The 22,589-nt window shown below is 38.2% G+C and carries 26 protein-coding genes, 1 tRNA gene and 1 other RNA gene; 6 read left to right on the plus strand and 22 right to left on the minus strand.

The window, feature by feature from the left end:
- Window positions 1-23 precede the first annotated feature (23 nt).
- Window positions 24-584 (plus strand): hypothetical protein, encoded by a 561-nt coding sequence (locus JEM45_RS05015; RefSeq protein ID WP_166627238.1) that lies wholly within the window; start codon window positions 24-26, stop codon window positions 582-584.
- A 161-nt stretch (window positions 585-745) separates the two neighbouring features.
- Here the strand turns inward: JEM45_RS05015 and JEM45_RS05020 are convergent, their stop codons facing one another.
- From JEM45_RS05020 to JEM45_RS05040, 5 genes are all read right to left on the minus strand, one after another.
- Window positions 746-1,156 (minus strand): Ohr family peroxiredoxin, encoded by a 411-nt coding sequence (locus tag JEM45_RS05020; protein ID WP_198687929.1) that lies wholly within the window; start codon window positions 1,154-1,156, stop codon window positions 746-748.
- Between the two features lie 74 nt (window positions 1,157-1,230).
- Window positions 1,231-1,431, minus strand: a complete 201-nt coding sequence (locus JEM45_RS05025) for a CsbD family protein (protein ID WP_166627240.1) — start codon at window positions 1,429-1,431, stop codon at window positions 1,231-1,233.
- Between the two features lie 69 nt (window positions 1,432-1,500).
- The gene (locus JEM45_RS05030; protein ID WP_198687930.1) at window positions 1,501-2,880 is read right to left on the minus strand and encodes an SLC13 family permease; all 1,380 of its coding nucleotides are present in this window, start codon (window positions 2,878-2,880) and stop codon (window positions 1,501-1,503) included.
- Window positions 2,864-4,048, minus strand: coding sequence for a glycerate kinase family protein (locus JEM45_RS05035; protein ID WP_166627242.1), 1,185 nt, complete (start codon window positions 4,046-4,048; stop codon window positions 2,864-2,866). Before JEM45_RS05035 ends, JEM45_RS05030 begins: the two co-directional genes overlap by 17 nt.
- Before the next feature lie 153 nt (window positions 4,049-4,201).
- Entirely contained in the window at window positions 4,202-4,810 is a 609-nt protein-coding gene (locus tag JEM45_RS05040) for a GNAT family N-acetyltransferase (RefSeq protein WP_166627243.1), read from the minus strand.
- A 128-nt stretch (window positions 4,811-4,938) separates the two neighbouring features.
- Here JEM45_RS05040 and JEM45_RS05045 point away from each other — a divergent pair, with 128 nt between their 5' ends.
- Window positions 4,939-5,109, plus strand: a complete 171-nt coding sequence (locus tag JEM45_RS05045; protein WP_166627244.1) for a hypothetical protein — start codon at window positions 4,939-4,941, stop codon at window positions 5,107-5,109.
- Window positions 5,087-5,374, plus strand: a complete 288-nt coding sequence (locus tag JEM45_RS05050) for a hypothetical protein (protein ID WP_166627245.1) — start codon at window positions 5,087-5,089, stop codon at window positions 5,372-5,374. Before JEM45_RS05045 ends, JEM45_RS05050 begins: the two co-directional genes overlap by 23 nt.
- A 72-nt stretch (window positions 5,375-5,446) precedes the next feature.
- On the opposite strand, the gene ssrA is transcribed toward JEM45_RS05050, so the two are convergent.
- The 5 genes from ssrA to secG form a co-directional block, all read right to left on the minus strand.
- Window positions 5,447-5,806, minus strand: a transfer-messenger RNA (tmRNA) gene (ssrA, locus tag JEM45_RS05055).
- 67 nt (window positions 5,807-5,873) lie between these two features.
- Window positions 5,874-6,344, minus strand: coding sequence for an SsrA-binding protein SmpB (gene smpB / locus JEM45_RS05060; RefSeq protein ID WP_026867328.1), 471 nt, complete (start codon window positions 6,342-6,344; stop codon window positions 5,874-5,876).
- A gap of 6 nt (window positions 6,345-6,350) precedes the next feature.
- Window positions 6,351-8,657 carry a ribonuclease R gene (gene rnr / locus JEM45_RS05065; RefSeq protein ID WP_026867327.1) on the minus strand — a complete coding sequence of 769 codons (2,307 nt, stop codon included), beginning with the start codon at window positions 8,655-8,657 and terminating at the stop codon, window positions 6,351-6,353.
- A gap of 14 nt (window positions 8,658-8,671) precedes the next feature.
- Window positions 8,672-9,427, minus strand: a complete 756-nt coding sequence (locus JEM45_RS05070; protein WP_026867326.1) for an alpha/beta hydrolase — start codon at window positions 9,425-9,427, stop codon at window positions 8,672-8,674.
- Window positions 9,428-9,543: 116 nt separating this feature from the next.
- Window positions 9,544-9,774 (minus strand): preprotein translocase subunit SecG, encoded by a 231-nt coding sequence (gene secG, locus JEM45_RS05075; protein ID WP_166627246.1) that lies wholly within the window; start codon window positions 9,772-9,774, stop codon window positions 9,544-9,546.
- Window positions 9,775-9,907: 133 nt separating this feature from the next.
- On the opposite strand from secG, the gene JEM45_RS05080 reads away from it, so the two are divergent.
- The gene (locus JEM45_RS05080) at window positions 9,908-10,828 is read left to right on the plus strand and encodes a nuclease-related domain-containing protein (protein ID WP_166627247.1); all 921 of its coding nucleotides are present in this window, start codon (window positions 9,908-9,910) and stop codon (window positions 10,826-10,828) included.
- Here JEM45_RS05080 and JEM45_RS05085 read toward each other — a convergent pair.
- The 9 genes from JEM45_RS05085 to JEM45_RS05125 all read right to left on the minus strand — a co-directional run bounded on the left by JEM45_RS05085 (window position 10,818) and on the right by JEM45_RS05125 (window position 17,920).
- Window positions 10,818-11,177, minus strand: coding sequence for a hypothetical protein (locus JEM45_RS05085; protein ID WP_198687931.1), 360 nt, complete (start codon window positions 11,175-11,177; stop codon window positions 10,818-10,820). The genes JEM45_RS05080 and JEM45_RS05085 overlap by 11 nt on opposite strands.
- A gap of 183 nt (window positions 11,178-11,360) precedes the next feature.
- Window positions 11,361-12,659, minus strand: a complete 1,299-nt coding sequence (gene eno / locus JEM45_RS05090; RefSeq protein ID WP_026867323.1) for a phosphopyruvate hydratase — start codon at window positions 12,657-12,659, stop codon at window positions 11,361-11,363.
- Between the two features lie 48 nt (window positions 12,660-12,707).
- Entirely contained in the window at window positions 12,708-14,219 is a 1,512-nt protein-coding gene (gene gpmI, locus JEM45_RS05095) for a 2,3-bisphosphoglycerate-independent phosphoglycerate mutase (RefSeq protein ID WP_026867322.1), read from the minus strand.
- Window positions 14,212-14,970, minus strand: coding sequence for a triose-phosphate isomerase (tpiA, locus tag JEM45_RS05100; protein ID WP_026867321.1), 759 nt, complete (start codon window positions 14,968-14,970; stop codon window positions 14,212-14,214). The genes gpmI and tpiA overlap by 8 nt, the downstream gene beginning before the upstream one ends.
- 3 nt (window positions 14,971-14,973) lie before the next feature.
- The gene (pgk, locus tag JEM45_RS05105) at window positions 14,974-16,170 is read right to left on the minus strand and encodes a phosphoglycerate kinase (protein ID WP_166627250.1); all 1,197 of its coding nucleotides are present in this window, start codon (window positions 16,168-16,170) and stop codon (window positions 14,974-14,976) included.
- A gap of 143 nt (window positions 16,171-16,313) precedes the next feature.
- Window positions 16,314-16,565, minus strand: a complete 252-nt coding sequence (locus JEM45_RS05110) for a glutaredoxin family protein (RefSeq protein ID WP_166627251.1) — start codon at window positions 16,563-16,565, stop codon at window positions 16,314-16,316.
- Between the two features lie 2 nt (window positions 16,566-16,567).
- A complete protein-coding gene (locus tag JEM45_RS05115) occupies window positions 16,568-17,029 on the minus strand; it encodes a threonine/serine exporter family protein (RefSeq protein WP_166627252.1) in 462 nt (153 codons plus the stop codon).
- 11 nt (window positions 17,030-17,040) lie between these two features.
- Window positions 17,041-17,829: a threonine/serine exporter family protein gene (locus JEM45_RS05120; protein ID WP_198687932.1), complete on the minus strand. Its 789-nt coding sequence runs from the start codon at window positions 17,827-17,829 to the stop codon at window positions 17,041-17,043.
- A gap of 19 nt (window positions 17,830-17,848) precedes the next feature.
- Window positions 17,849-17,920: transfer RNA gene (locus JEM45_RS05125), tRNA-Arg, on the minus strand.
- Between the two features lie 197 nt (window positions 17,921-18,117).
- Between JEM45_RS05125 and clpP the strand changes: the two genes are divergently transcribed.
- Entirely contained in the window at window positions 18,118-18,702 is a 585-nt protein-coding gene (gene clpP, locus JEM45_RS05130) for an ATP-dependent Clp endopeptidase proteolytic subunit ClpP (protein ID WP_026867317.1), read from the plus strand.
- Window positions 18,703-18,791: 89 nt separating this feature from the next.
- On the plus strand, window positions 18,792-19,706 hold the full coding sequence (locus tag JEM45_RS05135) for a TIGR01777 family oxidoreductase (protein WP_166627254.1): 915 nt from the start codon (window positions 18,792-18,794) through the stop codon (window positions 19,704-19,706).
- Between the two features lie 43 nt (window positions 19,707-19,749).
- On the opposite strand, the gene whiA is transcribed toward JEM45_RS05135, so the two are convergent.
- The 3 genes from whiA to rapZ are packed head-to-tail and all read right to left on the minus strand — an operon-like array spanning window position 19,750 to window position 22,572.
- Complete coding sequence (whiA, locus tag JEM45_RS05140; RefSeq protein WP_026867315.1) at window positions 19,750-20,694, minus strand: DNA-binding protein WhiA; 945 nt, start codon at window positions 20,692-20,694, stop codon at window positions 19,750-19,752.
- A gap of 26 nt (window positions 20,695-20,720) precedes the next feature.
- Window positions 20,721-21,701 (minus strand): gluconeogenesis factor YvcK family protein, encoded by a 981-nt coding sequence (gene yvcK / locus JEM45_RS05145; RefSeq protein WP_035857104.1) that lies wholly within the window; start codon window positions 21,699-21,701, stop codon window positions 20,721-20,723.
- The gene (rapZ, locus tag JEM45_RS05150; protein WP_026867313.1) at window positions 21,688-22,572 is read right to left on the minus strand and encodes an RNase adapter RapZ; all 885 of its coding nucleotides are present in this window, start codon (window positions 22,570-22,572) and stop codon (window positions 21,688-21,690) included. Before rapZ ends, yvcK begins: the two co-directional genes overlap by 14 nt.
- Window positions 22,573-22,589: the final 17 nt, after the last annotated feature.

A 22,589-nucleotide genomic window follows, 5' to 3' on the forward strand; every position in this document is an offset into this window, starting at 1 on the left:
TACGATCAGGAGGATTTATTTAATTGAAGAAAACAATATTATACACGAGCTTAAGTGCTAGCCTTCTCTTAGCTGGCTGCAGTAGCGAAGTAGACTCAGAAACTATACAAATCGAAGAAGAATCCTCAATCGTAGATGATACAGAAGAAGATGTCGAAGAAAATACCGATAGTGCGCAACAAGAAAACGATGCTGATACAGACCTTTTAGCAATTGGTGAATCTGCAACGATTGATGACATCACACTCACCATTGATGATGCATATCTGACCGATGAGAGAAATGAAACTAACCTCATAGATGTGAGTGGTGTGCTTATTTTAGAAGTTACATATGAAAACAACTCAGAAGAAACCTTTCCGACAGGTCGAGATATCGTCGTTGAGTCTGAAGGAGAATTGATGCGAAGCTATGAGCTTGAAGACATACTATTAGAAGATTTGCCGCCAGGTGAAAGCATCAGCGGTCGTATGGCATACGGATTGGTCAACGAACCCGAAACACTTAATGCGACATTTCAGCCATTATTAAATGAGTCAGAAGAAGAAGCTGTCTTTGAAATCGACATTTCCGATGAGCATTAGGAAAGGTTTTATTGTTTCGGTGATATGTGAGCCTGTCTCGGACAACTTATCATCATTTTGACCTATTTCGGTGATAAGTAATCATATTTCGAGCAACTTATCACTGCCTCATAAATCAAAAATGCACTCTGTACAAGTACAGAGTGCATGCTTTTTGTATTCTATTCTACAACCTCAACTGATAAATCTACATCGATATTACCACGTGTTGCTTTAGAGTAAGGGCAGAAATCATGTGCTTGTTCTAAATATTTCTCAGCGTCTTCTTGAGACATATTTTTAACTTTTGCATTGATTGCAACGCTAAGTTTAACACCTTCACCGTCTTCTTCTAAACGTACTGTTAAATCGACTTCTGGCTCAGCGTCACGAACGCCACCTTTTTTAATCATTAAATCAAATGCACCGTTGAAGCATGATGCATAACCTGCAGCAAATAATTGTTCAGGGTTTACACCTTCTCCACCTTGATCTAGTGGGATAACCGGAGAATCTATTGCCTTGTCTGATGTTGTTACGTGACCTTTACGTCCACCTGTATTAACTGCACTAACTTCATATTTCACAGCCATTATATAGCCTCCTAAAAATATATTTACTTACAAAAATGAAGCCGTATTAACAACAGCTCCATTAATATATCCACTTATTTTTTGAACTTGTCTGATAGTTTGTCAATTGTATCGTTAGCTTTGTCACTAGCGTCTTCAACATATTCTTTCGCTTTACCAGCAAGCTTATCGTCTTTACCTTCTTTTTCTAATTCTTTGTCTCCAGTAGCGTTACCAACAGTTTCTTTAACGTTACCTTTAGCTTGTTCTAATTTGCTGTCTTTTTCCTCTGCCATGAAAAACACTCCTTAAATAATTAATTAGTATTATTCGTACAGTACTAAGTATTCCCGAATCATAATTTATTAAACATAATAATTAAAAAATTTTAATCCAAGATGCTGCCAATAAATATAATAAGTCATAATCATTAGTCCTACATATATCGGCATGAGTATCATACTTAATTTGAACAAATCTTTGCTAGTAAGATTATCATTTGCTCCCTCATAAAATATGAGGAGTGCTTTTGAACTAACAGGTAAAGTGACACAGAAATTTATACCAATTAAACTGATAAACACCATAGCAACGGGGTTAATATTAAATGTTTCTGCAATGATGAGTAAGACCGGTATCAGTACAGCTGCTCTCGTCGTATGGCTTGGTATTAACAGGTGAGATATTACACTAATCAATACCACAAATAAAAGGGCTATAAATACATTTATACTATCAAACTGATTGAAGCCTGCTAATAGCACCTCTTGAAAGTAAGTCGTCACTCCATATTCGACCAAAAGACTACCTAGGGTTGTCGCACCTGCAACGAAAAATATTAGGCTCCATGAAACTGAACTAAGTCCTTTTTTCCAGGTGATCAAGTTTAATTGAGGTAGCATCATAATTAAGCTCATTAAGATGGTAACATAAGCTATATCAAAACCATGTAGTGGCTCAGATAACCATAAAATTATAGTGACCACAACTAAACAAAAAGTAAGTTTCTCTTTTGTTTTAAACGGCATTTTCTCAACATCTTTTGTTTTTATCGTGTAATTAAAGTCTTTAAAATATAACCACTTAATAATGACATAAGTAATATATGAAATAATTAGTCCAAACGGTAAGGCATATACAAGAAATTCAATATAAGTAATTGACTCACCAGTCTGGGCTTGTAGGATACTGATGCCAACTAAATGGCTACCCGCACCAAGTAAAGTCGTATTTGCTGCCATAATAATCAGCACTGGAATCGCTAAACTGAAAAATTTCTTATGCTGATTAAAACGGTCCGTTAAGATTTCATAGAGTGGTAGCATCACTGATGCTCTCGCAGATGTTGACGGTACAATGACAGATAAAATCATTATCACAATAAAAGTAAAGAAAGTGACCCTTCCCTTTGTCGTGCAATTATTGATTACCCATTGGCTCAGTCGATCAATCAAGCCACTTTCAGACAGTACCCCCGCGATGATAAATGCGCCAATCATCAGCCATACCACATCATGAGTAAAAGCGTTAAACATAGTGTTCTCAGGTAAGCCCAGTAAAACACCAAGTACTAAGACGAGCCAGGCTGCGAGTCCTGATGGTAGTTTAGTAAATATAAATAAACCAAGGGCTAAAACAAATATAATGAGGCTGAGTTTTCCTAGGTAATCAAGCTCCGGTATGGCACTTACTAAGAGTGTAAAAGCGATAAATATTCCGATACCAATTTTAGACTTTAAGTTCATTGTTTTCACGCTCACTTTGAGCTAATTCCATACCGATGAAAATGCTGCGCATTGTATTGTCCACTGCTTTAGTCAGCCATTTAGAAGCATCTTCCATTGATTTTTCTAAAGTCGCTGGTTCTGGAATAATGCTCGTATATGTGTCGATACCACTATCATAATTTAAACTTGCTTTCTTGCCGATTGTTCCTGCAAAAGCGATCACTGGCTTATCAAACTGCTTGGCAATACGAGCAACTTCAGACGGGATCTTATCATTGGGGGTTTGGAAATCAATGCAACCTTCTGCAGTAATGACTAGGTCAGCTTCTTTAATTGCATCGGAAATTTCTATATAATTTTGGATAATTTCAAATCTCGGATGTAGGACCGCCCCTAAGAATCCAACAAGTCCTGCCCCTAAGCCGCCAGAAGCACCACCACCATTTATATTAGAAAGGTCATCCCCTATCACTGTCTTAATCAAACTAGCTAAATGATTGAAGTTCTTAGACAAGCGTTCAACTTCCTTTTTAGTCGCACCTTTTTGTGGGCCAAATACTTTTGCAACACCTTTTTCACCACAGAGCACGTTCTTCCAATTCACCGCAACATCAATATCCACTCTAGCAATACGGGGGTCAATAGATGACAGATCTATACTGTCTATTTTATGGATGTCTCCACCACCCTTAATTATTAACACTTCATTATCTTTCGATAAAAACCGCACACCAACTGCTTGTGCCATTCCGACGCCACCATCAGACGTCCCAGAATCACCACAACCAATCAAGATTCTTTCAGCTCCATTATCTAAAGCCTTGATGATCGTCTCACCCACCCCATACGTTGTCGTCCAAAGTGGGTTGCGTTGTTCATATGGCACATGTCTCAAGCCAGCAATTGCAGCCATTTCGATGACGGCTGTCGTCACACCATTATCTTTAAAGATGCCAAAATGTGAATTAATTTGTTCTCCTACAGGACCTGTCACTTTGGTTTTTATACATTTCCCTTTCTTTAATTTGATAATGGTCTCAACAAATCCTTCCCCACCATCGACCATTGGGATGACTGTAATATCATGGTCATTCCCTGACTTTTTAATCCCCTTCTTAATCGCTTTGCCGACTTCCTCTGAACTTAAGCTCTCCTTAAAACCTGAAGGTATAACAACCATTTTCATAATAATCTCCCCTTACGTTTTTGTTAGTCTCCAAACTACGCCTGGATACTTACGGTTTAATAAAGGGTTAATTAAAATATAATTAAATTACTCAAGTTAAAAAACCTGTGCTTGAATTTAATAATCCAAACACAGGTCTTAAAAGAGTTTAGCCTATCGTAGTAACTTTACCATTCGCCAAAGTTTTAATTGACCAAAGGTAGAATCTTCAACGATCCTAAAACCTAACTTTTCATATAATTTTTTAGCATTCGTATTATCCTTATCTACAGTAAGAGAGATTTTATCGAAACCGTTAAACCGTGCTTCGGTCTCAGCTTTTTTAATCAGCGCTGAAGCAATACCAATACCCTGATAGTCAGGCATAGTTGCCAGTAAACTGATGTGATACTCTCCTGATTTTGATTCTTTAAATGCCATCAGTGAGATTAGATCTTTAAAGTTATTAAAAACCAAGCCGAACACCTTAGACTTCTTCATCTTTACTAATTGCTTAACAGTTTCTAGAGTTGTCATCGTCATATCTTGATGAGACATACAAGTCACTAGACCGGCATGATGACCGTCTACAGTCGCTACAAAAGACTTATCATGACTAAAGCGATTCCCTTTATTCTCAAAGAGCAATTGCAACTCTTTAACCACCTTATCTTTAGAATCTGAACCTAACATTATATGACTCATTTTAGCCATTGCTAGGTAGTTCAGAATCCCACCGTTGGCATGATTACACGTCCCCTTTTCTATATTGAAATTACTCATTTTTTACACCTCATTATTCATTGTTACCTTTTAGAATAAGAAACAATACAACAAAAATATCATAAGTTTATGTAAATTAAGAATGATTACTCTGTATTAAGGGAATATATTTATGTAAAGGAGATATTATGATTAATAATTTATTTGGTAAATGGGACATTATTGCAACGACTTTAAGTATGTGGACAGATGGTAAAAGAGAACACCCTTCAATCACTTATACAAAGTTAAGTGATTCACCATTAACCGTCAACAATCAGGTTAAATTTCTAAAATATGGTAAAGAAAAAAAGTATTAAAGGCATAGAGAAATATAAGGATGGCCAGTTTATATGGAGAGGAAAAGGCCTACTTAAACTTTTCAAAAGCACTTGGCATTTCGTCTATTTAGATGCTGATGTTCTCATCATTAAGTTTGGTTCAACTCTAATGACAGACGCTGGTTTAGATATTTTGATTCAAGACAAAAACCGAATTCAAGAACTTAAGGAAAAGATACTTCACTCCTATACTGACTATAAGCAGACTAAAGAAGAACTAGAACAATTAGAATGGTTGGTATAGGAAAATACTTGGTCACGTATTGGTCACAGAAATTAAACAAACCCCGTAGCCACAAGGCTTACGGGGTTTAAAATATGGAGACGGCGGGAGTCGAACCCGCGTCCAGAGACTTCGCAACATCTCTTTCTACGTGTGTAGTTCATTTTTAAATTTCGCATGGGTGATGGTAATGAACCCACCTCAGCCCATGCTAGTCCGATTAATCTCTTCCATTAGTCTTCTGACTGCAGACTAAATGGCGTATCCTATTATAGTTGAATCATCGTCACGGGCCATAGGAAAGCTCATGGGATGATGCAGGCTGACTAGGCAGCTACTGCGAAATTGTTTTGTTTGCCAGTTATTATAAACTGAGTATCGTTGATGACGAAGCCGAAACCTCCGACACGCTTAAGATGCCCAAACAGCCCCTGTCGAATCCGGAACGTCCCCGGATTATAATCGGCTATCTTTTTACCGAGCGTCATCTATTATAACACGTTAAAAATATACTTACAAATTATTGATTGTACGCTTTGATAGCACGATCAATATCTCTCTTCATTTGTTTCTTCTTAAGATCTTCACGCTTATCATATTTTTTCTTACCACTCGCAATACCTAAAAGCATTTTACATACACCATTTTTAATGTATAACTTTAAGGGGATAAGTGCATTTCCTGGCTGTTCGATATGTCCTCTTAGTTTATTGATTTCTTTACGATGTAAGAGCAGTTTACGATGCCTGAGTGGATCATGGTTAAAACGATTCCCTTCTTCATAAGGGGCAATATGCATGTTATAAACATACATTTCCCCTCTATGAATACGAGCAAAGGAATCTTTTAAGTTCGCTGACCCTCGGCGAATGGATTTAATCTCCGTACCTTGTAATACCATACCAACTTCAATCGTATCTTCGATTGAGTAGTCATGACTGGCTTTTCTATTTTGTGCCAGTGGTTTAGTCTTATGCTTATCTTTACTCATCAGCCTCTACTTCTTTCCTTTACCTTTTTTAGGGGCACCTTTATAGAATGGCTTCTTGCCTGAAGCATTTCTTTTGCCTCCACCTTTCTTAAAGGTCCCTTTCTTTTCTCTAGATCTTGATTTCTCTTTCTTATTACCCTTGATTTCAACCGGACGGCTTCTCTTTTCTCTCGGCTTTCTATCCGGCATACCAACGACCTTAAAGTCAATTAAGCGTTCATCCAGATTCACACCTAACACTTCAATTTCAACCTTGTCACCTATACGGAACATGGTACCTGTCCGTTCACCAATCATCGCCATTGCTCTCTCGTTGAAGTTATAATGGTCATCTGTCATGTGAGACACATGGACGAGTCCTTCGATTGTATTCGGTAACTCAACAAACATACCGAAGTTCATCACACCAGCAATGACACCCTCGAATGTCTCGCCGACGTGTTTCATCATATATTCTGCTTTCTTCAGATCATCCGTGTCGCGTTCAGCATCTTGGGCGCGTCGTTCTCGTTCTGAAGTATGCTTAGCAATATCTGGCAAGATACTCTTATTATGACGAATGGTTTTAGCGTCTGTCTTCTTATTAATTAAATATTGACGGATCAGACGGTGCACAATTAAGTCTGGGTAACGGCGAATCGGTGAAGTAAAGTGAGTGTAAAACTCAGTCGATAAGCCGAAGTGTCCAAGAGATTCTTCTGAGTACTTCGCCTGTTGCATAGAATGTAACATAAGGGTACTAATGACCATTTCCTCAGGACGTCCTTTAACTTCTTCAATAATCTCTTGAAGCGCATGCGGATGAATTTGATTGCCTTTACCTTTAACCATTACTCCAAAACCTGTTAAGAAATCAAAGAACTTATTAAGTTTCTCTTCTTTTGGTTCTTCGTGAATACGGTATAGGAAGGGTACATCCATCCAGTGGAAGTGTTCAGCCACTGCTTCGTTTGCTGCGAGCATGAACTCTTCAATCATCTTCTCACCAGTACCACGGTTTCTTAGAACGATATCTTCAGGTGTGCCGTCGTCTCCAACAACTACAGCCGCTTCATCAAAGTCAAAATCAATTGCCCCACGTTGGTCTCTCTTACGGCGGAGCGCTTGTGCCAGCTCTTCAGCTTGTAGAAGGTATGGGTAGACTTCCTTAAACTCTTCAATAATTGCCGGGTCTTTTTCTTCTAACATTAAGTTTACATTACGATAGGTCATGCGGTAATTCGAATTGATGACACTTTCAAAAATTTCATGGTTCACTGCCTTACCGCCCGGTGTGAATTCGATGCGACAGCTCAAGGTTAGGCGGTCGACATTCGGGTTTAGTGAGCAAATACCGTTGGATAGGCGGTGTGGAATCATCGGAATGACTCGGTCGACCAAGTACACACTTGTCCCTCTATCGTACGCTTCTTTGTCAATCGGTGAATTCTCTGTTACATAATGACTAACATCTGCGATACTGACTGTTAATTCCAAATTACCATTTTCAAGTTTTTTAACACTGACAGCGTCATCTAGGTCTTTCGCATCTGCGCCGTCAATTGTAATAGTAAATTCATCTCTTAAATCAACACGATCTTTTGTTTCGTCTTGATCGATAACTTCAGGTACAGACTCCGCTTGTCTTAAGACCTCATCTGGGAAGTCAATGTCGATGCCATGTTGGAAAATAATCGATAAGATATCGACACCCGGGTCATTTTTATGACCGAGAATCTGTATGACATGTCCTTCAGGATTATCACCATCTCCCTCAGGGAATTTTGTGATTTCTACAAGTACCTTATGGCCATCAATCGCACCTAAATTATGATCTTTAGGTATAAAAATGTCGGTTTTAAAAGTTTTGGAATCAGGTACGACAAAACCGAAGTGCTTGCTCGCATTATATTCTCCGACGAGCTTGGTCACACCACGCTCGATAATTGAAATTACTTTTCCTTCAGCATTGTCACCCCGAGAATTTTCTTCCACTTCAATCAACACAGTATCACCATCAAGGGCACCGTTAACCGCAGTAGGCGGAATGAAGATATCTTCGACATCCTCTTCTTCAGGTCTTAAGAAGCCAAAACCTCTCTTATGCATCGATAAAGTCCCTTTAATTCTGTTGGAGTCGGGAACTTTCATATACTTATCTTTTTTTGTGCGATACAGTTTACCGGATTCTTCAAGAGAGACCAAAGCTTTCACCATATCTTTAAAATCATCCGACTCATCTGCCTCTAAAGTCATTTTAAAATCATCAGTTGTCATCGGTTTATATTCGTCACTGTTGACGAGTGATAATATTTCTTCTTTATAGTCTCTCATCGTAATCCTCCGTATCATTTATAGGTGAGCAAGTTTTCTCCCACCGTAAATTTATATATATCTTCAAATAATTCTTCCTTTGATTTGTCTATTGTTAATACGTGTCCACCATCCGGATACCATTTTATTTCCTTATCATCTGTTGAGATACTATCAAAAATAACATTGGCGCTCTCAGAATTAATCACTTCATCCTTTTCACCTTGAGCGACAAATGTAGGAATCATGACATCCTCTAAGTTCCCTTTTACCATCTGAATAAACGTTCTGATGTCTTCAAAAGTAGATGTCATCTCTAACTGTTCTAATTCTGACTCAATTTCCTCAGGCGATTTATTTTCAAACATTTTTAAATATTTTTCAGCATAGGCTTTAAATTGACTATACAAGGTCTCAGATTCCTTTAAATACATCGGGCTACAAATTGTCGATATCCCAACTAAGTCACGGTCACTAGAAAGATTCAGCGCCATTACACCACCGATTGATACACCTGCTGCAAAAATATCTTCATAACCTTCTGATTTTAGAAAATCATAAGCATCCACTACTTGTTTATACCAAACATACGGTGATGATTCGGTAATCTTCTTAGGATGTTCGGCATGGCCTTCGTAGTTTATTGAGTAGGATGTCATACCCTTTTTCTGAAGGTATCTGCCAAGCTGTCTAACATCAGATGTATTACCCGTAAAACCATGTAAAAGTAACACTGCTGATTTGCCACTATCTTCTTTAAAATAGAATGTTTCTGGTAATTTGAAATTCATGAGGTCACCTCTATATTCATCTTACTTACATTGTACGCTAAATTGAGTGGATTCTAAAGATTCATGCAGAAATAAAAAATCCCGTATCCGGCTAAAGTCGGATACGGGTGTCGTATTTATCCAATGTAAGTCAACAATAACATGATCATAAAGAACAAAATAGCTAAGATTACAGTAGCTCTGTGTAAAATGAGATCCATACCACGAGCTTTTTGTTTACCAAAAACTTGTTCAGCTCCACCACTAACTGCTCCAGAAAGTCCGGCACTCTTACCCGATTGTAGGAGAACAGTTGCGATTAAAGATATACATACTACGATTAAAAGAACGATGAGTAGAGTCTGCATGAAGTACCCCTCCGATTTATATTAACAGTATAAATAATACCAAAATTACACTCTATCCGCAATGTAAATTGATGTTTTGTAATCTACTTGTCACATTAAAAATTGTCGTGATTCTGGTGCAATTTTTAAATTTTTGTCATTTGGAGATAATTTACCTGCATTATATATTTGTGGTATGAGAAAACAACCTATTAAACTTCATCAGATGCAGGTTTTACGTCGTCGCTTTGAGCTAAGTGAAAATGAAGAGAAAGAATTTGAAAATTTACAAGCTGGCTTTTTAGGAGAATTATCTTTCGATAAACTTCTCGACGCTCACTTGAGTGGCTTAAATGTTTATCATGTGAAAGATTATCGTTTCAAGGTGGATGGTTCAGAAGTGCAGATTGATAACCTACTTATTTCTGGAGACCAGGCTTATACCTTTGAAGTAAAGAATTATAATTTCGACTTAGTTTACTGCAACAAAGCTTGGCACTTTGTAAATGGGGAGGAATTTAAAGATTTAAGTATGCAAGTGAACAGGCAACGGCTTTTATTACAACAACTACTTAAGAAAGGCAGTTTCTACAGCGCTTCAAATAATGTGATGTCTCATTTGGTATTCGTAAATCCTAAGCAAACGATTTATAATATGCCAAACTTAGAAAATTTAATCGTCCCATCCAATGTAGATAAGCGCCTATCTAAAATCTGTAAGTCCAATTATTATGATCAGTCAGCGCTCTATAAATTTTTAGAGAGTCAGCGTTTAGTTAAATCAATTTACAATATTCCAGTAGATATTAAATTTGAAACATTACGTCCCGGAACCTACTGTTATCAATGTAATTCCACTTCCACTCTCGATAAAATCCACAGAAATTTGTATAAATGCAAAAATTGCAAAATTGACTATAATATACTACAAATTTTGCAAAACCTACAAACTGAAATAACAGCCTTAAATGACAGTTGGAAGATTACGCCAGCAATACTATTTAAGTTAAGTGGAGGGATGGTGAGTAGGGCTGTGATAAATAAATATATAAGAGAAGGTAAGATCAAATTATGATTTGAGATGGTGATAAGTACCGTGATTCTTCATGACTTATCACCATTTCCACTGCTTTTGGTGATAAGTACCGCGATTTTTCATGACTTATCACCATTTCCACTGCTTTTGGTGATAAGTACCGCGATTTTTCATGATTTATCACCATTTCCACTGCTTTTGGTGATAAGTACCGTGATTCTTCATGACTTATCACCATTTCCACTGCTTTCGGTGATAAGTGCCGTGATTTTTCATGACTTATCACCGTTACTACTGCTTTTGGTGATAAGTACCGTGATTCTTCATGACTTATCACCATTTCCACTGCTTTTGGTGATAAGTGCCGTGATTTTTCATGACTTATCACTGGTTCCACTGCTTTTGGTGATAAGCGCCGCGTTTCTATCAGACTTATCACCGGTTCTACTGTTTTTGGTGATAAGTACCGCGTTTTTAACAGACTTATCACCACCCACTAGACTTCTCATAACCCCACATCACAAAAACCTCCCCTCGACAAAAGCGAGGGGAGGTCATAAATTTCATAGACTTAGATATTTAAGTTATAGAAAGAGTCTAGGCCTTTGTAGGTTGCTGTTTCAAAGAGTTCATCTTCGATACGTAATAGTTGGTTGTATTTCGCAACGCGGTCAGTACGGGATGGTGCACCTGTCTTAATTTGACCCGCATTTGTAGCAACAGCGATATCTGCAATCGTTGTGTCTTCTGTCTCGCCTGAGCGGTGTGAGATGACTGCAGTGTAGCCTGCGCGTTGGGCAGTTTCTATTGCTTCAAATGTCTCTGTCAAAGTACCAATTTGGTTGACTTTAACTAAGATTGAGTTTGCAACACCTTGCTCGATTCCTTCTACAAGTTTTTCAGTGTTTGTAACAAATAGGTCATCACCAACTAATTGAACTGTATCACCAATCTTATCAGTCAATAACTTAGTGCCTGCCCAGTCGTTTTCATCTAAGCCATCTTCGATTGAGATGATTGGATATTTGTCGACCATGGCACTGTACCATTCTACGAGCTCTTCTGAAGAATATGTTTTCCCTTCACCTTTGAGTTCATAGGCACCCGTTTCTTTATTGAAGAATTCACTTGAAGCGGCATCCATTGCTAAAACAATATCAACACCTAATTCGTAGCCTGCAGCTTTAACTGCTTCTCCGATCACTTCGAATGCTTCTTCATTTGATTTAAGGTTAGGTGCGAAACCACCTTCGTCACCTACAGTTGTGCTATATCCTTTACTAGATAAAACTTTCGCTAAGTGATGGAACACTTCTGTCCCCATGCGGAGGCCTTCTTTAAACGAAGACGCTCCAACTGGCATAATCATAAACTCTTGGATATCAATATTGTTATCCGCATGTTCCCCACCGTTGATAATATTCATCATCGGTACAGGCAGTTGTACTGCATTGAAACCACCTAAGTATTTATAGAGCGGCTGACCTAATAGATCTGCTGCAGCTTTACTAACGGCAATTGAGACACCTAAAATCGCATTGGCACCAAGTTTAGCTTTATTTTTAGTACCATCAAGCTGGATGAGCATTTTATCGATAGAGACTTGTTCTAAAACAGAGAAGTCACCATCAATGAGTTCTGGCGCGATAATTCCATTAACATTCTCAACTGCTTCTTCTACACCTTTACCTAAGAAGCGTGATGAATCACCATCACGAAGTTCAACAGCTTCGTATTCTCCAGTAGACGCACCTGAAGGCACTAGTGCTCGGCCAAAGGCGCCACTCTCAGTCAGTACTTCAACTTCGATTGTTGGGTTTCCTCTAGAGTCTAAAACTTCACGTGCATAAACATCTGTAATTAATGGCATGTCATCCTACTCCTTTGTGTTTTTAGTTCGAGTTTATTATAACTTATTTTACGATAAAAGGCTCTCACCAGTCATATCTTTCGGTTGTTCGAGGTCTAACAAATCTAATAAGGTTGGTGCAAGATCAGCTAGACGTCCATCCTCACGTAGATTTTGCTTTGTGTCTGTAACAATAACAGGCACTGGGTTCGTAGTGTGTGCAGTCATCGGCTCACCTGACATTGTTAACACTTCGTCTGAGTTACCATGATCAGCTGTAATGATTGCACGTCCGCCGAGTTCTAAAATTTTGTCGACGACTTGACCGAGACACTTATCGACTGCTTCTAAGGCATCGATTGTTGGCTGCAACATGCCACTATGTCCGACCATATCAGGGTTTGCAAAGTTTAAAATCACTAGATTTAAGTCTTCTGTGTCTAAGGCTTGAATGAGTTGATCCGTGACTTCATAGGCACTCATTTCAGGCTGTAAATCATAAGTTGCAACCTTTGGTGAATCAACAAGAATACGAGATTCGCCTTCAAAGACAGCCTGACGTCCCCCATTCATAAAGTAGGTCACATGCGGATATTTTTCGGTTTCTGCAATTCTCAATTGCTTTAACCCATTATTTTGAATGACTTCACCAATCGTGTTTACTAGATCATCTTTTTCAAAAACGACATTGCTCACTACTGCTGGACTATATTCAGTAAAGGTTGAAACATTTAAGTTTTCAATATCTTTTAGACTGTCTATATGATTAAAACTAGGATTCGTCAAAGCTTCACTAAGTTGAACAGCTCTATCTGGTCTAAAGTTGATGAAGATCACAGCATCATTGTCGTCAATTTTGGCGCCATGACCTACCGTAAATGGTTGGACAAATTCATCAAAAATCTCAGCTTCATACGACGCCCTAACACCCGCTTCTGCTGTATCAAAATGCGGAGCATCGCCGTGAACAAGTGTGTCATAAACAAGTTTCATCCGGTCCCAGCGCTTATCTCTATCCATGGCATAATAACGGCCACTAATGCTTGCAAACTCACCGACGCCAACTTCAGCCATAACCTTTTCAGTTTCTGAAATATAGGTCAGTGCCGAACTTTTAGCAACGTCACGACCATCTAAAAATCCATGAACTACGACATCTTCTAAATTATGTGCCTTAGCCATTCTAAGTATTTCAAACATGTGGCTATAGTGTGAGTGAACACCGCCGTCACTTAATAAGCCCATGATGTGCAGCTTACTACCCTCATTTTTAGCGTGATTAAGTGCATCTAAAAGGACCTTGTTTTGATTGAATTCTCCTGTTTCAATCGCTTTGTTGATACGGGTTAAACTCTGATAGACGATACGCCCTGCACCAATGTTTAAATGTCCGACCTCAGAGTTACCCATCTGTCCATCAGGTAAACCCACATCTAAGCCACTCGCCTTTAAAAGCGAGTGGGGGTATTGATTTTTATAGCGGTCAAAGTTTGGCATGTGTGCTTGTTTTACTGCGTTTCCATATGATTCAGTACGTTCAGCAAAACCATCAAGTATAATTAATGCGGCAAGTTTAGTCATGACTTGATCCATTCAATAAGGCAACAAAATCATTTACTTTTAAAGATGCACCGCCCACTAATGCACCGTCTACATGCGTTTGACGCAACAAGTCTTCAATTGTTGCTGGTTTAACAGAGCCACCGTAAAGTATTCTCACTTTTTCTGCAGTTTTTGAATCATATAGGTTCTCTATAGTGTTTCTAATCACTTCGCACATTTGATTCGCATCATCACTTGACGCACTTTGACCCGTACCAATTGCCCATATTGGTTCGTAGGCGATGACAACCTGAGCAACTTGGTCACGACTAATACCTTCAAGTCCCTTAGACACTTGTTGCCTCACCTTGTCTTCCGCTTGACCCTCATTTCGTTCTTCTTGTGTTTCACCAACACAAGTAATCGGGAACATTCCTGCCTCTAAGACAGCATGATTCTTCTTATTCACATCTTCATCTGTTTCAAAGAATAATTGTCGACGTTCTGAGTGACCAGTAATCACGTAAGTCAATCCTAGATTACTTAACATGCTTGCTGAAATTTCACCCGTGTAGGCACCGTTTTCTTCGAAATAGACATTCTGTGCACCGACTTTAATGTCTGTATCCTGTGTTTTATTTACTAAAACCGTCAAATCGATAAAGGGCGCACACAGCGCCGCTTCTACACTTTTAGGTAGCGTTTCTTTAGTTAATTCATCCATAAAAGCTTCTGTTTCACGGACGTTCATATTCATCTTCCAATTACCAGCAATTAATGGCGTACGCATAAGCTAGTCCTCCTCAACATTGTCTATAGCTTTTAAGCCTGGTAGTTCCTTACCTTCTAAATATTCAAGTGATGCTCCGCCACCTGTGGAGATATGGCTGAATTTATCCTCAAAGCCGAGTTGTTGTGCAGCACTTGCAGAGTCGCCACCACCGATGATTGTAATGGCTTCATCTAAGTCTGCGATCGCTTGGCATACTCCACTTGTGCCTTTGGCAAAATTAGACATTTCAAAGACACCCATTGGGCCATTCCATACAACTGTCTTCGCTCCGTTTAAAGCATCTTCATACAGTTTGATTGTTTTTTCTCCTATGTCTAGTGCCATCATGTCATCAGGAATATTATCAACATCTACCGTTTTAAATTCAGTGTCATTAGAAAATTCCTTCGCAACAACAACATCCACCGGAAGAATTAACCGACCTTCTGCTTGCTCAAGTAAGTCTTCTGCAATCTTGATGTTATCTTCTTCTATTAATGAGGTACCGATTGAATGACCTGCAGCTTTAAGAAAAGTATTCGCCATTCCTCCTCCGATTAACACCTTGTCTGCTTTAGATAGAAGATTCTCAATAACGCTAATTTTGTCTGATACTTTCGCACCACCTAATATTGCTACAAATGGTGTTTTTGGTTCGTCGACAGCATTACCTATGAACTCAATTTCTTTTTTCATCAAGAAGCCAGAAACGGTAGGTAAATGTTCACTAATGCCTACATTTGATGCATGTGAGCGGTGTGCAGTACCAAATGCATCATTTACAAATACATCTCCAAGTGATGCCCAGTACTTACCAAGCTCTGGATCGTTTTTACTTTCTTTGGAACCGTCTAAATCTTCATATCTTGTATTTTGAATCAGTAAAATTTCACCGTCAGGTAAACTGCTCACAGCTTCTTCTAAGTCATCACCACGCGTCTTATCGCTGAATAATACTTCCTTGTCCATCAGCTCACTTAAGCGCTTCGCAACAGGTGCGAGTGTGTAAGTTTCTTTATCTTCTTGAGATTTCACACGTCCGAGGTGGGATAGTAGAATGACCTTACCACCTTTTGCTAGAACATAAGAGATAGTTTTAATCGCAGCCTTGATGCGGTTGTCATCTGTAATCTCACCATCTTTTAAGGGCACATTAAAATCTGCTCTAATTAAAACTTTTTTACCTTTTAATTCTACATCGTCAAGAGTCTTTTTCATGAATACGCCTCCAAGTATATATTCAATTTTATTATACATATCTCACTTAGTGATTTAAACTACAAAAGTAATTTTACATTGATGTAAACACATCCATAAAAAAACGGACACCCTTTATAAGGATCTCCGTTAGTATCAAATATTTATTTATGTTCACGTATATAATCGTAAATTGTCACAAAATCAAGTACGCCTTCTTGAATGACCTCATCACCATTCGATAAGACAGGAATGCGTACCATGTATTCTTCTTGCAGTTCATTGTCTTCGTCGATGTTGACTTCAGTTAATTGAACAAGATCATTCCTTAGTTCAGATAAAGCCAGTCTGATTTGGAGTTTACCTTCATTACATAACGCACAATCGTTACGCATGTAATAAGTAAGATTAAGCATGGTCAAGCCTCTTTCTTCCACAAATTTTTTACTTCACGTTTAAGCGTCTGCATCAATGAATCAATCATTTCAGTGGAGATAATACCCATAGCAATCGCCATGGATACTAAGGCCACTTGGAAGCCGTAAGCTAGAGCCATATCGTATTGGGTCATAACGACACTACGCATGGCATTATACGCTGTACCACCAGGTACCAAAGGAATGATACCACAAGTTATAAAGATGATGACTGGCGCCCTAAGTTTGCGACTGCTTAAGATAGAAACCGCAGTCAATACAATAGCCCCTAAAAAGGACGCGATTGGCGCTTCTGCACCGATTTCTGTTGCTATATAGTAAACAATCCAACCTAAGGCACCACTAATACCACCTGCGACAATTGTTCTTCTCGGTGCGTTAAACAGGACACCAAAACCCGCTGATGCAAAGAAACTTAAAATCAATTGGAAAAAATAAGTCATGATTCTCCCTCCTACATCAACATGAATATGAGACCTACACCTGCACCGATAGCAATCGAAGTTAAGGAAGCCTCAGCACCCTTCATAGTGCCGGCTAGCATGTGGCCACGAATCATTTCTCGAATCGCATTTGTGATTAAGACACCAGGCACTAAGGGCATGACTGCAGCGATAATAATTGTTTCGACATTGACACCAGGACCATAGTTTACATAAAGAACAGAAAATAAAGCAATAAAGAACGAAGCAAAGAATTCATTGAAAAACTTAATTTTGGTATAACGCTGAATACTTTCTGTAATTAAGACTCCTAACATGCCACCAAATGCTGCAATAGGAATGTCCACAATAGTGCCATTAAAAAGAAGTAAAAACATTGCTGCTACAATACCACCTGCGATAATCACCAGCCATAGTGGAAACATCTTAGTTTCATGAATCGTTTCAATCGTCTCAATCGCCTCATCAATGGGTAATCCTTTAGTAATTTGTCTAGACAAATCATTAATATTAACGACTTTTTCTAAGTTGTTTGCACGCTCTTCGATACGAATCGTTTGAGAAAGTGCGTAATCATTCATCGATAGTATGATTACTGTTGTTGTCACGAACACTTGGACATTACCGATACCATAGTTGTTAGCCATACGTAGCATCGTATCTTCAATGCGGTAGGTCTCAGCGCCGCTCTCTAATAAGATCTTGCCACTATTTAAACAAACATAGAAGACTTTACGAACAAACTTATCATCTAAACTAACGTCAGGTTTATCGACTGTTTCAAGTGCTTCGACTGACAAATCACTCACCTCTTTTTAGCACCCCCGAGAAGAATTGAACTCCCATCTCAAGAACCGGAATCTTACGTGTTATCCATTACACCACGGGGGTAAAATATAAAAATAACAAAACTCATTATATCAAGAATGATAGGACTATTAAAGCCTTAAATATTGACTCTCTTGGGACGATAGTAATAAGATAAATGTCATATTGATTTAAAGGTTATTATCTTTGACCTTGTTTGACTAATGTGTTATAAATAAATAAGAGATTATGCTAGATTAATAATTTAGGAGGCAAAAAATATGAATTTAATACCTACAGTAATTGAACAAACTAACCGCGGTGAACGTGCATACGATATTTACTCAAGACTGTTGAAGGATAGAATCATCATGATTGGTAGTGCAATTGATGATAACGTTGCAAACTCTGTAGTCAGTCAGCTTCTATTCTTACAAGCTCAAGACTCTGAAAAAGATATCTATCTATATATTAACTCACCAGGTGGTAGTGTCACAGCTGGTATGGCAATCTATGATACGATTCAACACATCAAGCCTGATGTTCAAACAATTAGCTTAGGCCTTGCTGCTTCAATGGGATCATTCCTTTTAACAGCTGGTGCCAAAGGTAAACGCTATGCTTTACCAAATGCTGAGATAATGATTCACCAACCACTAGGTGGTGCTCAAGGTCAGGCGACTGAAATTGAGATCGCAGCTAAACATATCTTACAAACACGTGAAAAACTCAATAAAATCTTAGCTGAACGTACAGGTCAACCACTAGAGAAAATCGAGAAAGATACTGACCGTGATAACTTCATGACAGCTGAAGAAGCTAAAGAATATGGTCTAATCGACCACGTAATGGAACCAGAAAAATAATATATTATGAACGAAAAGCGTTTAGGTCACGTGACTTAAACGCTTTTTTTTATTATTATGAAATTAGAATAAACTCAGGAGGTTGTCTAGTGAATATACTTATTTCCGGTGGAACTGGTTTTATCGGCAGTCATCTTACTAATGTTTTAAAGAAAGATCGCCATCACGTCTATATTTTAAGTCGGCAGTCTAAATCAAGTGAACATCCCTACGTGCATTATATAAAGTACGATGAAGATAACTATAATGATCTATCTTGGACTAAAGAATTACCAGAAGAAATCGATTTAGTCTATAACTTCTCAGGCGCCTCGTTAAATAATAAATGGACAGATTATTATAAAGATTTAATATTATCGAGCCGTTTAAACATGACCAATATGCTCTATCAATGGCTTTTTGATTCTAAAATTAAACCGCTCGCCTTTGTTAATGCAAGTGCAATCGGTTACTATCCGACAAGTAAACTTGTTGAGTATGATGAGTACGACGTCTTGTCACCGAATGACTTCTTATCTACAGTGGTAAATAAGTGGGAAGGTGCTGCGAGACAAATTGAATCTTTAGGTATCCGAACTGTGTATACACGTTTCGGCTTAATCTTATCTCGTGAGGAAGGTGCCTTACCTATTCTCGAAAAATTATATAAGGCAAACTTAGGTGGAAATATTGCTTCTAGTCGTCAGTGGTACTCTTGGATTCACATTGACGATGTCATTAACGCCTTATATTTTGTTGGACTCAACCAAGATATAGATGGACCTGTAAATATTACAGCACCCGTCGCTGTGAGACAAAAGGAATTCTCTAAAGTACTCAGCGCCGTACTCGGCACACCAAATTTCTTTAAAACACCGAACTTCTTGTTAAACAGTTTGCTCGGTGAGCGCTCAATGTTAATTACTGAAGGTCAAAAAGTCCACCCAAGACGCTTGTTAAACAATGAGTTTAAATACTTGTACCCCACTCTAGACCAAGCTTTAGAACAAATTTATAGTAAATAAAAATTCCCCTGTTCGATAAGATTACATCGTACAGGGGTTTTAATTAAAATATTTTTTCTTCACCATTGCGGATTTTTTCAGCAATGTCGTCTAACTTTCTAAGTCGATGGTTCACACCTGATTTTGAAATCGGTCCAGTCGATACCGACTCACCGATTTCTTTTAAGGTCATGTCTTGATTATCCACTCGAATTCTAGCGACTTCTCTTAGGCGTTCTGGCAATTCATCTATGCCAATTTCCTCCTCTATAAATTTAATGTTTTCCACTTGTCTCATTGAAGCATTTATCGTCTTATTTAAATTTGCTGTTTCACAGTTTACTAGACGATTGACTGAATTTCTCATATCTCTAACAATACGAATATCTTCAAATTTAAGTAGCGCTTGGTAACCACCTATTAAACTGAGGTAGTCAGAAATCTTTTCTGCTTCTTTTAAGTAGACTAAATAGCCACGTTTTCTATCGATAAATTTCGCATTCAAACCATAGCCATTCATTAAGTCTGTCAGTTCAGCTGCATGATCCTCATAGAGGGTTGCAATTTCTAAATGGTAGGCTGAGGTTTCCGGATTATTTACTGAACCACCTGCTAAGAAGGCCCCTCTTAAGTAGCTTCTTCTGCAGCAATCATTGGCTAGAATTTCATCAGTCACACGGTTTGTTAATAGACCACCTTCAAAAATCTCTAGATCTTTTAATACTGCCATCGCTTCTTTTTTAATTCTACATATATAAACATTATTCTTTTTTAACTTCATTTTTTTACGCACAAGTAAGTCAATTTCTATTTTGTAGACATTTTTTATTAGTGAAAAAATTCGTCTCGCTATTGCCGCATTTTCTGTTTGGACATTGATTACCCACTCATTGTCAAAGTAACTGACTGCACCGTTCATCTTGATCAAGGCAGAAAGTTCACTTTTCATACAGCATTCATCAACTTCAATTCGTGTTAATTCGTTTTTCATTTCGGAAGCAAATGACATGCAACCACTTTCCTTTCAAATTCTACCTAGTACTCTAGTGTTCTTGATTCATCGATAACGATATCGTAGATAATCTCTGCTAGCTTTTCATTGTTATGGCGGACAACGCCTTCATCATCAACAATGATCAACTCGTCATGTGTAATGACTTTTACACCGTTTGCTTCGATTTTATTGCGTTCACTTTCAATAATATGAACGCCTCTTTCTTTGTACGTTGAAGCCATCTGACTATAGACATCTCTTTCATTTAAAATGACATAATCAATGACCTTTCTCTTAATATGTTTTTCAATAGCATAAAGATGGTCATAGGCTGACATGCCCATTGTCTCCCCTGGCTGCTCTAATAAATTTGCGACATATACTTTGATGCCTGTTGAATCCGTAAGTGCCTCTTTAATACCATTAGGTAAGAGATTAGGAATAATGCTTGTATATAGTGAGCCTGGCCCTAAAACGACTATATCAGCTTCCATAATGGCTTCGACTGCAGCAGGTGTTGCATCAATATTCGTTGGAATAAGATAAATTTCTTGAATCTCTTTATTAATCTTTGGAATATAGCTTTCCCCGATAATCAATGAGTCATCTACCATTCTTGCTGCTAATTTTGGACTAACATTAGTAGATGGAATGACTGTACCTTTAACGTTTAAAATTTTGGATAGTTCGCTTACTGCTGTCGCAAAGTCTCCACTTAAGTCATACATTGCTGCTAACATAAGGTTTCCTAGAGAGTGACCTGATATTTCATCCTTTTTAAAACGATAAGTAAACAGACCCTCTAGCATGGGTTCTACTTCACTTAAGGCGGACATTACGTTTCGAATATCTCCTGGAGCTGGCATATCTATCTGATCACGGATAATTCCTGTTGAGCCACCGTCATCTGCAACAGATACAATTGCAGAAATTTCTACAGGATATTTTTTCAATCCACGTGAGAGTACAGATAGTCCAGTTCCACCACCGATTATCGCGATTTTTATTTTAGCTTTCGCCATGAGTGGAACCTTCAATATTTGCATCACGGTGGCTAGTATTAATTTGAAAACTAAAATCATGAGTTAAATCTTCCCCTAGACGTTTAGCTAAGGCAACTGAGCGATGTTGGCCACCTGTACAGCCAATTGCAATCGTCAATTGTGACTTACCTTCTTTAACGTACTGAGGGATTAGATAGTAGATTAAATCAGAAAGTTTTTCATAGAAAGTATCTGTGTCCTGCCATTTCATCACATAATCATAAACCAAAGCATTTAAGCCAGTTAGTGGACGCAAGTCTTCAATGTAGTATGGATTCGGTAAAAATCTTACGTCAAACATCAAATCTGCATCAATCGGCACACCATGCTTAAAACCGAAGCTTACGACGTTGACTGTAAAGAACTCTTCACGTCCTCCACTGTACATACTAAACATCTTATCCTTGAGTTCCTTTGGTGACAGTAAAGTCGTATCTACTATTACTGTCGCACGACTTTTTAAATCATCCAAGATTTGACGCTCTTTCTTAATGGCATCTAAGAGCGCGACACCCTCGTTTAACGGGTGAGCACGACGTGTTTCTTTATAACGGCTAACTAGTCGCTCATCATCTGTATCTAAGAAGATAATTCTAAGCATCAATTCTTTACTGTTCGAAACGAGATTGAGTTGTTGTATTAAATCATCAAAAAATTCTTTTCCTCTTAAGTCTACCCCTATTGCCACTTTCGACATTTTACCATCAACTGAATCCATCAGTTCTACAACCTTGGGTATCAAAATAGGTGGTAGATTATCAATACAAAAATATCCCATATCTTCAATTGCTTCTAATGCTACTGATTTCCCAGAACCACTCATACCTGTCATTATGATTAAACTTTTCATTCGACACACCCTTAAAA

The sequence above is a fragment of the Jeotgalicoccus sp. ATCC 8456 genome (assembly GCF_016313225.1).
In the GTDB taxonomy this organism is placed as follows: domain Bacteria; phylum Bacillota; class Bacilli; order Staphylococcales; family Salinicoccaceae; genus Jeotgalicoccus; species Jeotgalicoccus marinus.

Bases quoted from the DNA above. Each gene is read 5' to 3' on its own strand.
- secG (WP_166627246.1), bottom strand. From the start codon at position 9,774: ATGCAGACTCTACTCATCGTTCTTTTAATCGTAGTATGTATATCTTTA.
- JEM45_RS05025 (WP_166627240.1), bottom strand. From the start codon at position 1,431: ATGGCAGAGGAAAAAGACAGCAAATTAGAACAAGCTAAAGGTAACGTT.
- JEM45_RS05040 (WP_166627243.1), bottom strand. From the start codon at position 4,810: ATGAGTAATTTCAATATAGAAAAGGGGACGTGTAATCATGCCAACGGT.
- JEM45_RS05035 (WP_166627242.1), bottom strand. From the start codon at position 4,048: ATGAAAATGGTTGTTATACCTTCAGGTTTTAAGGAGAGCTTAAGTTCA.
- rnr (WP_026867327.1), bottom strand. From the start codon at position 8,657: ATGAGAGACTATAAAGAAGAAATATTATCACTCGTCAACAGTGACGAA.
- rapZ (WP_026867313.1), bottom strand. From the start codon at position 22,572: ATGAAAAGTTTAATCATAATGACAGGTATGAGTGGTTCTGGGAAATCA.
- JEM45_RS05045 (WP_166627244.1), top strand. From the start codon at position 4,939: ATGATTAATAATTTATTTGGTAAATGGGACATTATTGCAACGACTTTA.
- gpmI (WP_026867322.1), bottom strand. From the start codon at position 14,219: ATGACTAAACTTGCCGCATTAATTATACTTGATGGTTTTGCTGAACGT.
- JEM45_RS05050 (WP_166627245.1), top strand. From the start codon at position 5,087: ATGGTAAAGAAAAAAAGTATTAAAGGCATAGAGAAATATAAGGATGGC.
- clpP (WP_026867317.1), top strand. From the start codon at position 18,118: ATGAATTTAATACCTACAGTAATTGAACAAACTAACCGCGGTGAACGT.
- JEM45_RS05110 (WP_166627251.1), bottom strand. From the start codon at position 16,565: ATGCTTAATCTTACTTATTACATGCGTAACGATTGTGCGTTATGTAAT.
- JEM45_RS05030 (WP_198687930.1), bottom strand. From the start codon at position 2,880: ATGAACTTAAAGTCTAAAATTGGTATCGGAATATTTATCGCTTTTACA.
- tpiA (WP_026867321.1), bottom strand. From the start codon at position 14,970: ATGCGTACGCCATTAATTGCTGGTAATTGGAAGATGAATATGAACGTC.
- pgk (WP_166627250.1), bottom strand. From the start codon at position 16,170: ATGAAAAAGACTCTTGACGATGTAGAATTAAAAGGTAAAAAAGTTTTA.
- JEM45_RS05070 (WP_026867326.1), bottom strand. From the start codon at position 9,427: ATGAATTTCAAATTACCAGAAACATTCTATTTTAAAGAAGATAGTGGC.
- smpB (WP_026867328.1), bottom strand. From the start codon at position 6,344: ATGAGTAAAGATAAGCATAAGACTAAACCACTGGCACAAAATAGAAAA.
- eno (WP_026867323.1), bottom strand. From the start codon at position 12,659: ATGCCATTAATTACAGATGTTTATGCACGTGAAGTTTTAGACTCTAGA.
- whiA (WP_026867315.1), bottom strand. From the start codon at position 20,694: ATGTCATTTGCTTCCGAAATGAAAAACGAATTAACACGAATTGAAGTT.
- JEM45_RS05020 (WP_198687929.1), bottom strand. From the start codon at position 1,156: ATGGCTGTGAAATATGAAGTTAGTGCAGTTAATACAGGTGGACGTAAA.
- yvcK (WP_035857104.1), bottom strand. From the start codon at position 21,701: ATGGCGAAAGCTAAAATAAAAATCGCGATAATCGGTGGTGGAACTGGA.
- JEM45_RS05115 (WP_166627252.1), bottom strand. From the start codon at position 17,029: ATGACTTATTTTTTCCAATTGATTTTAAGTTTCTTTGCATCAGCGGGT.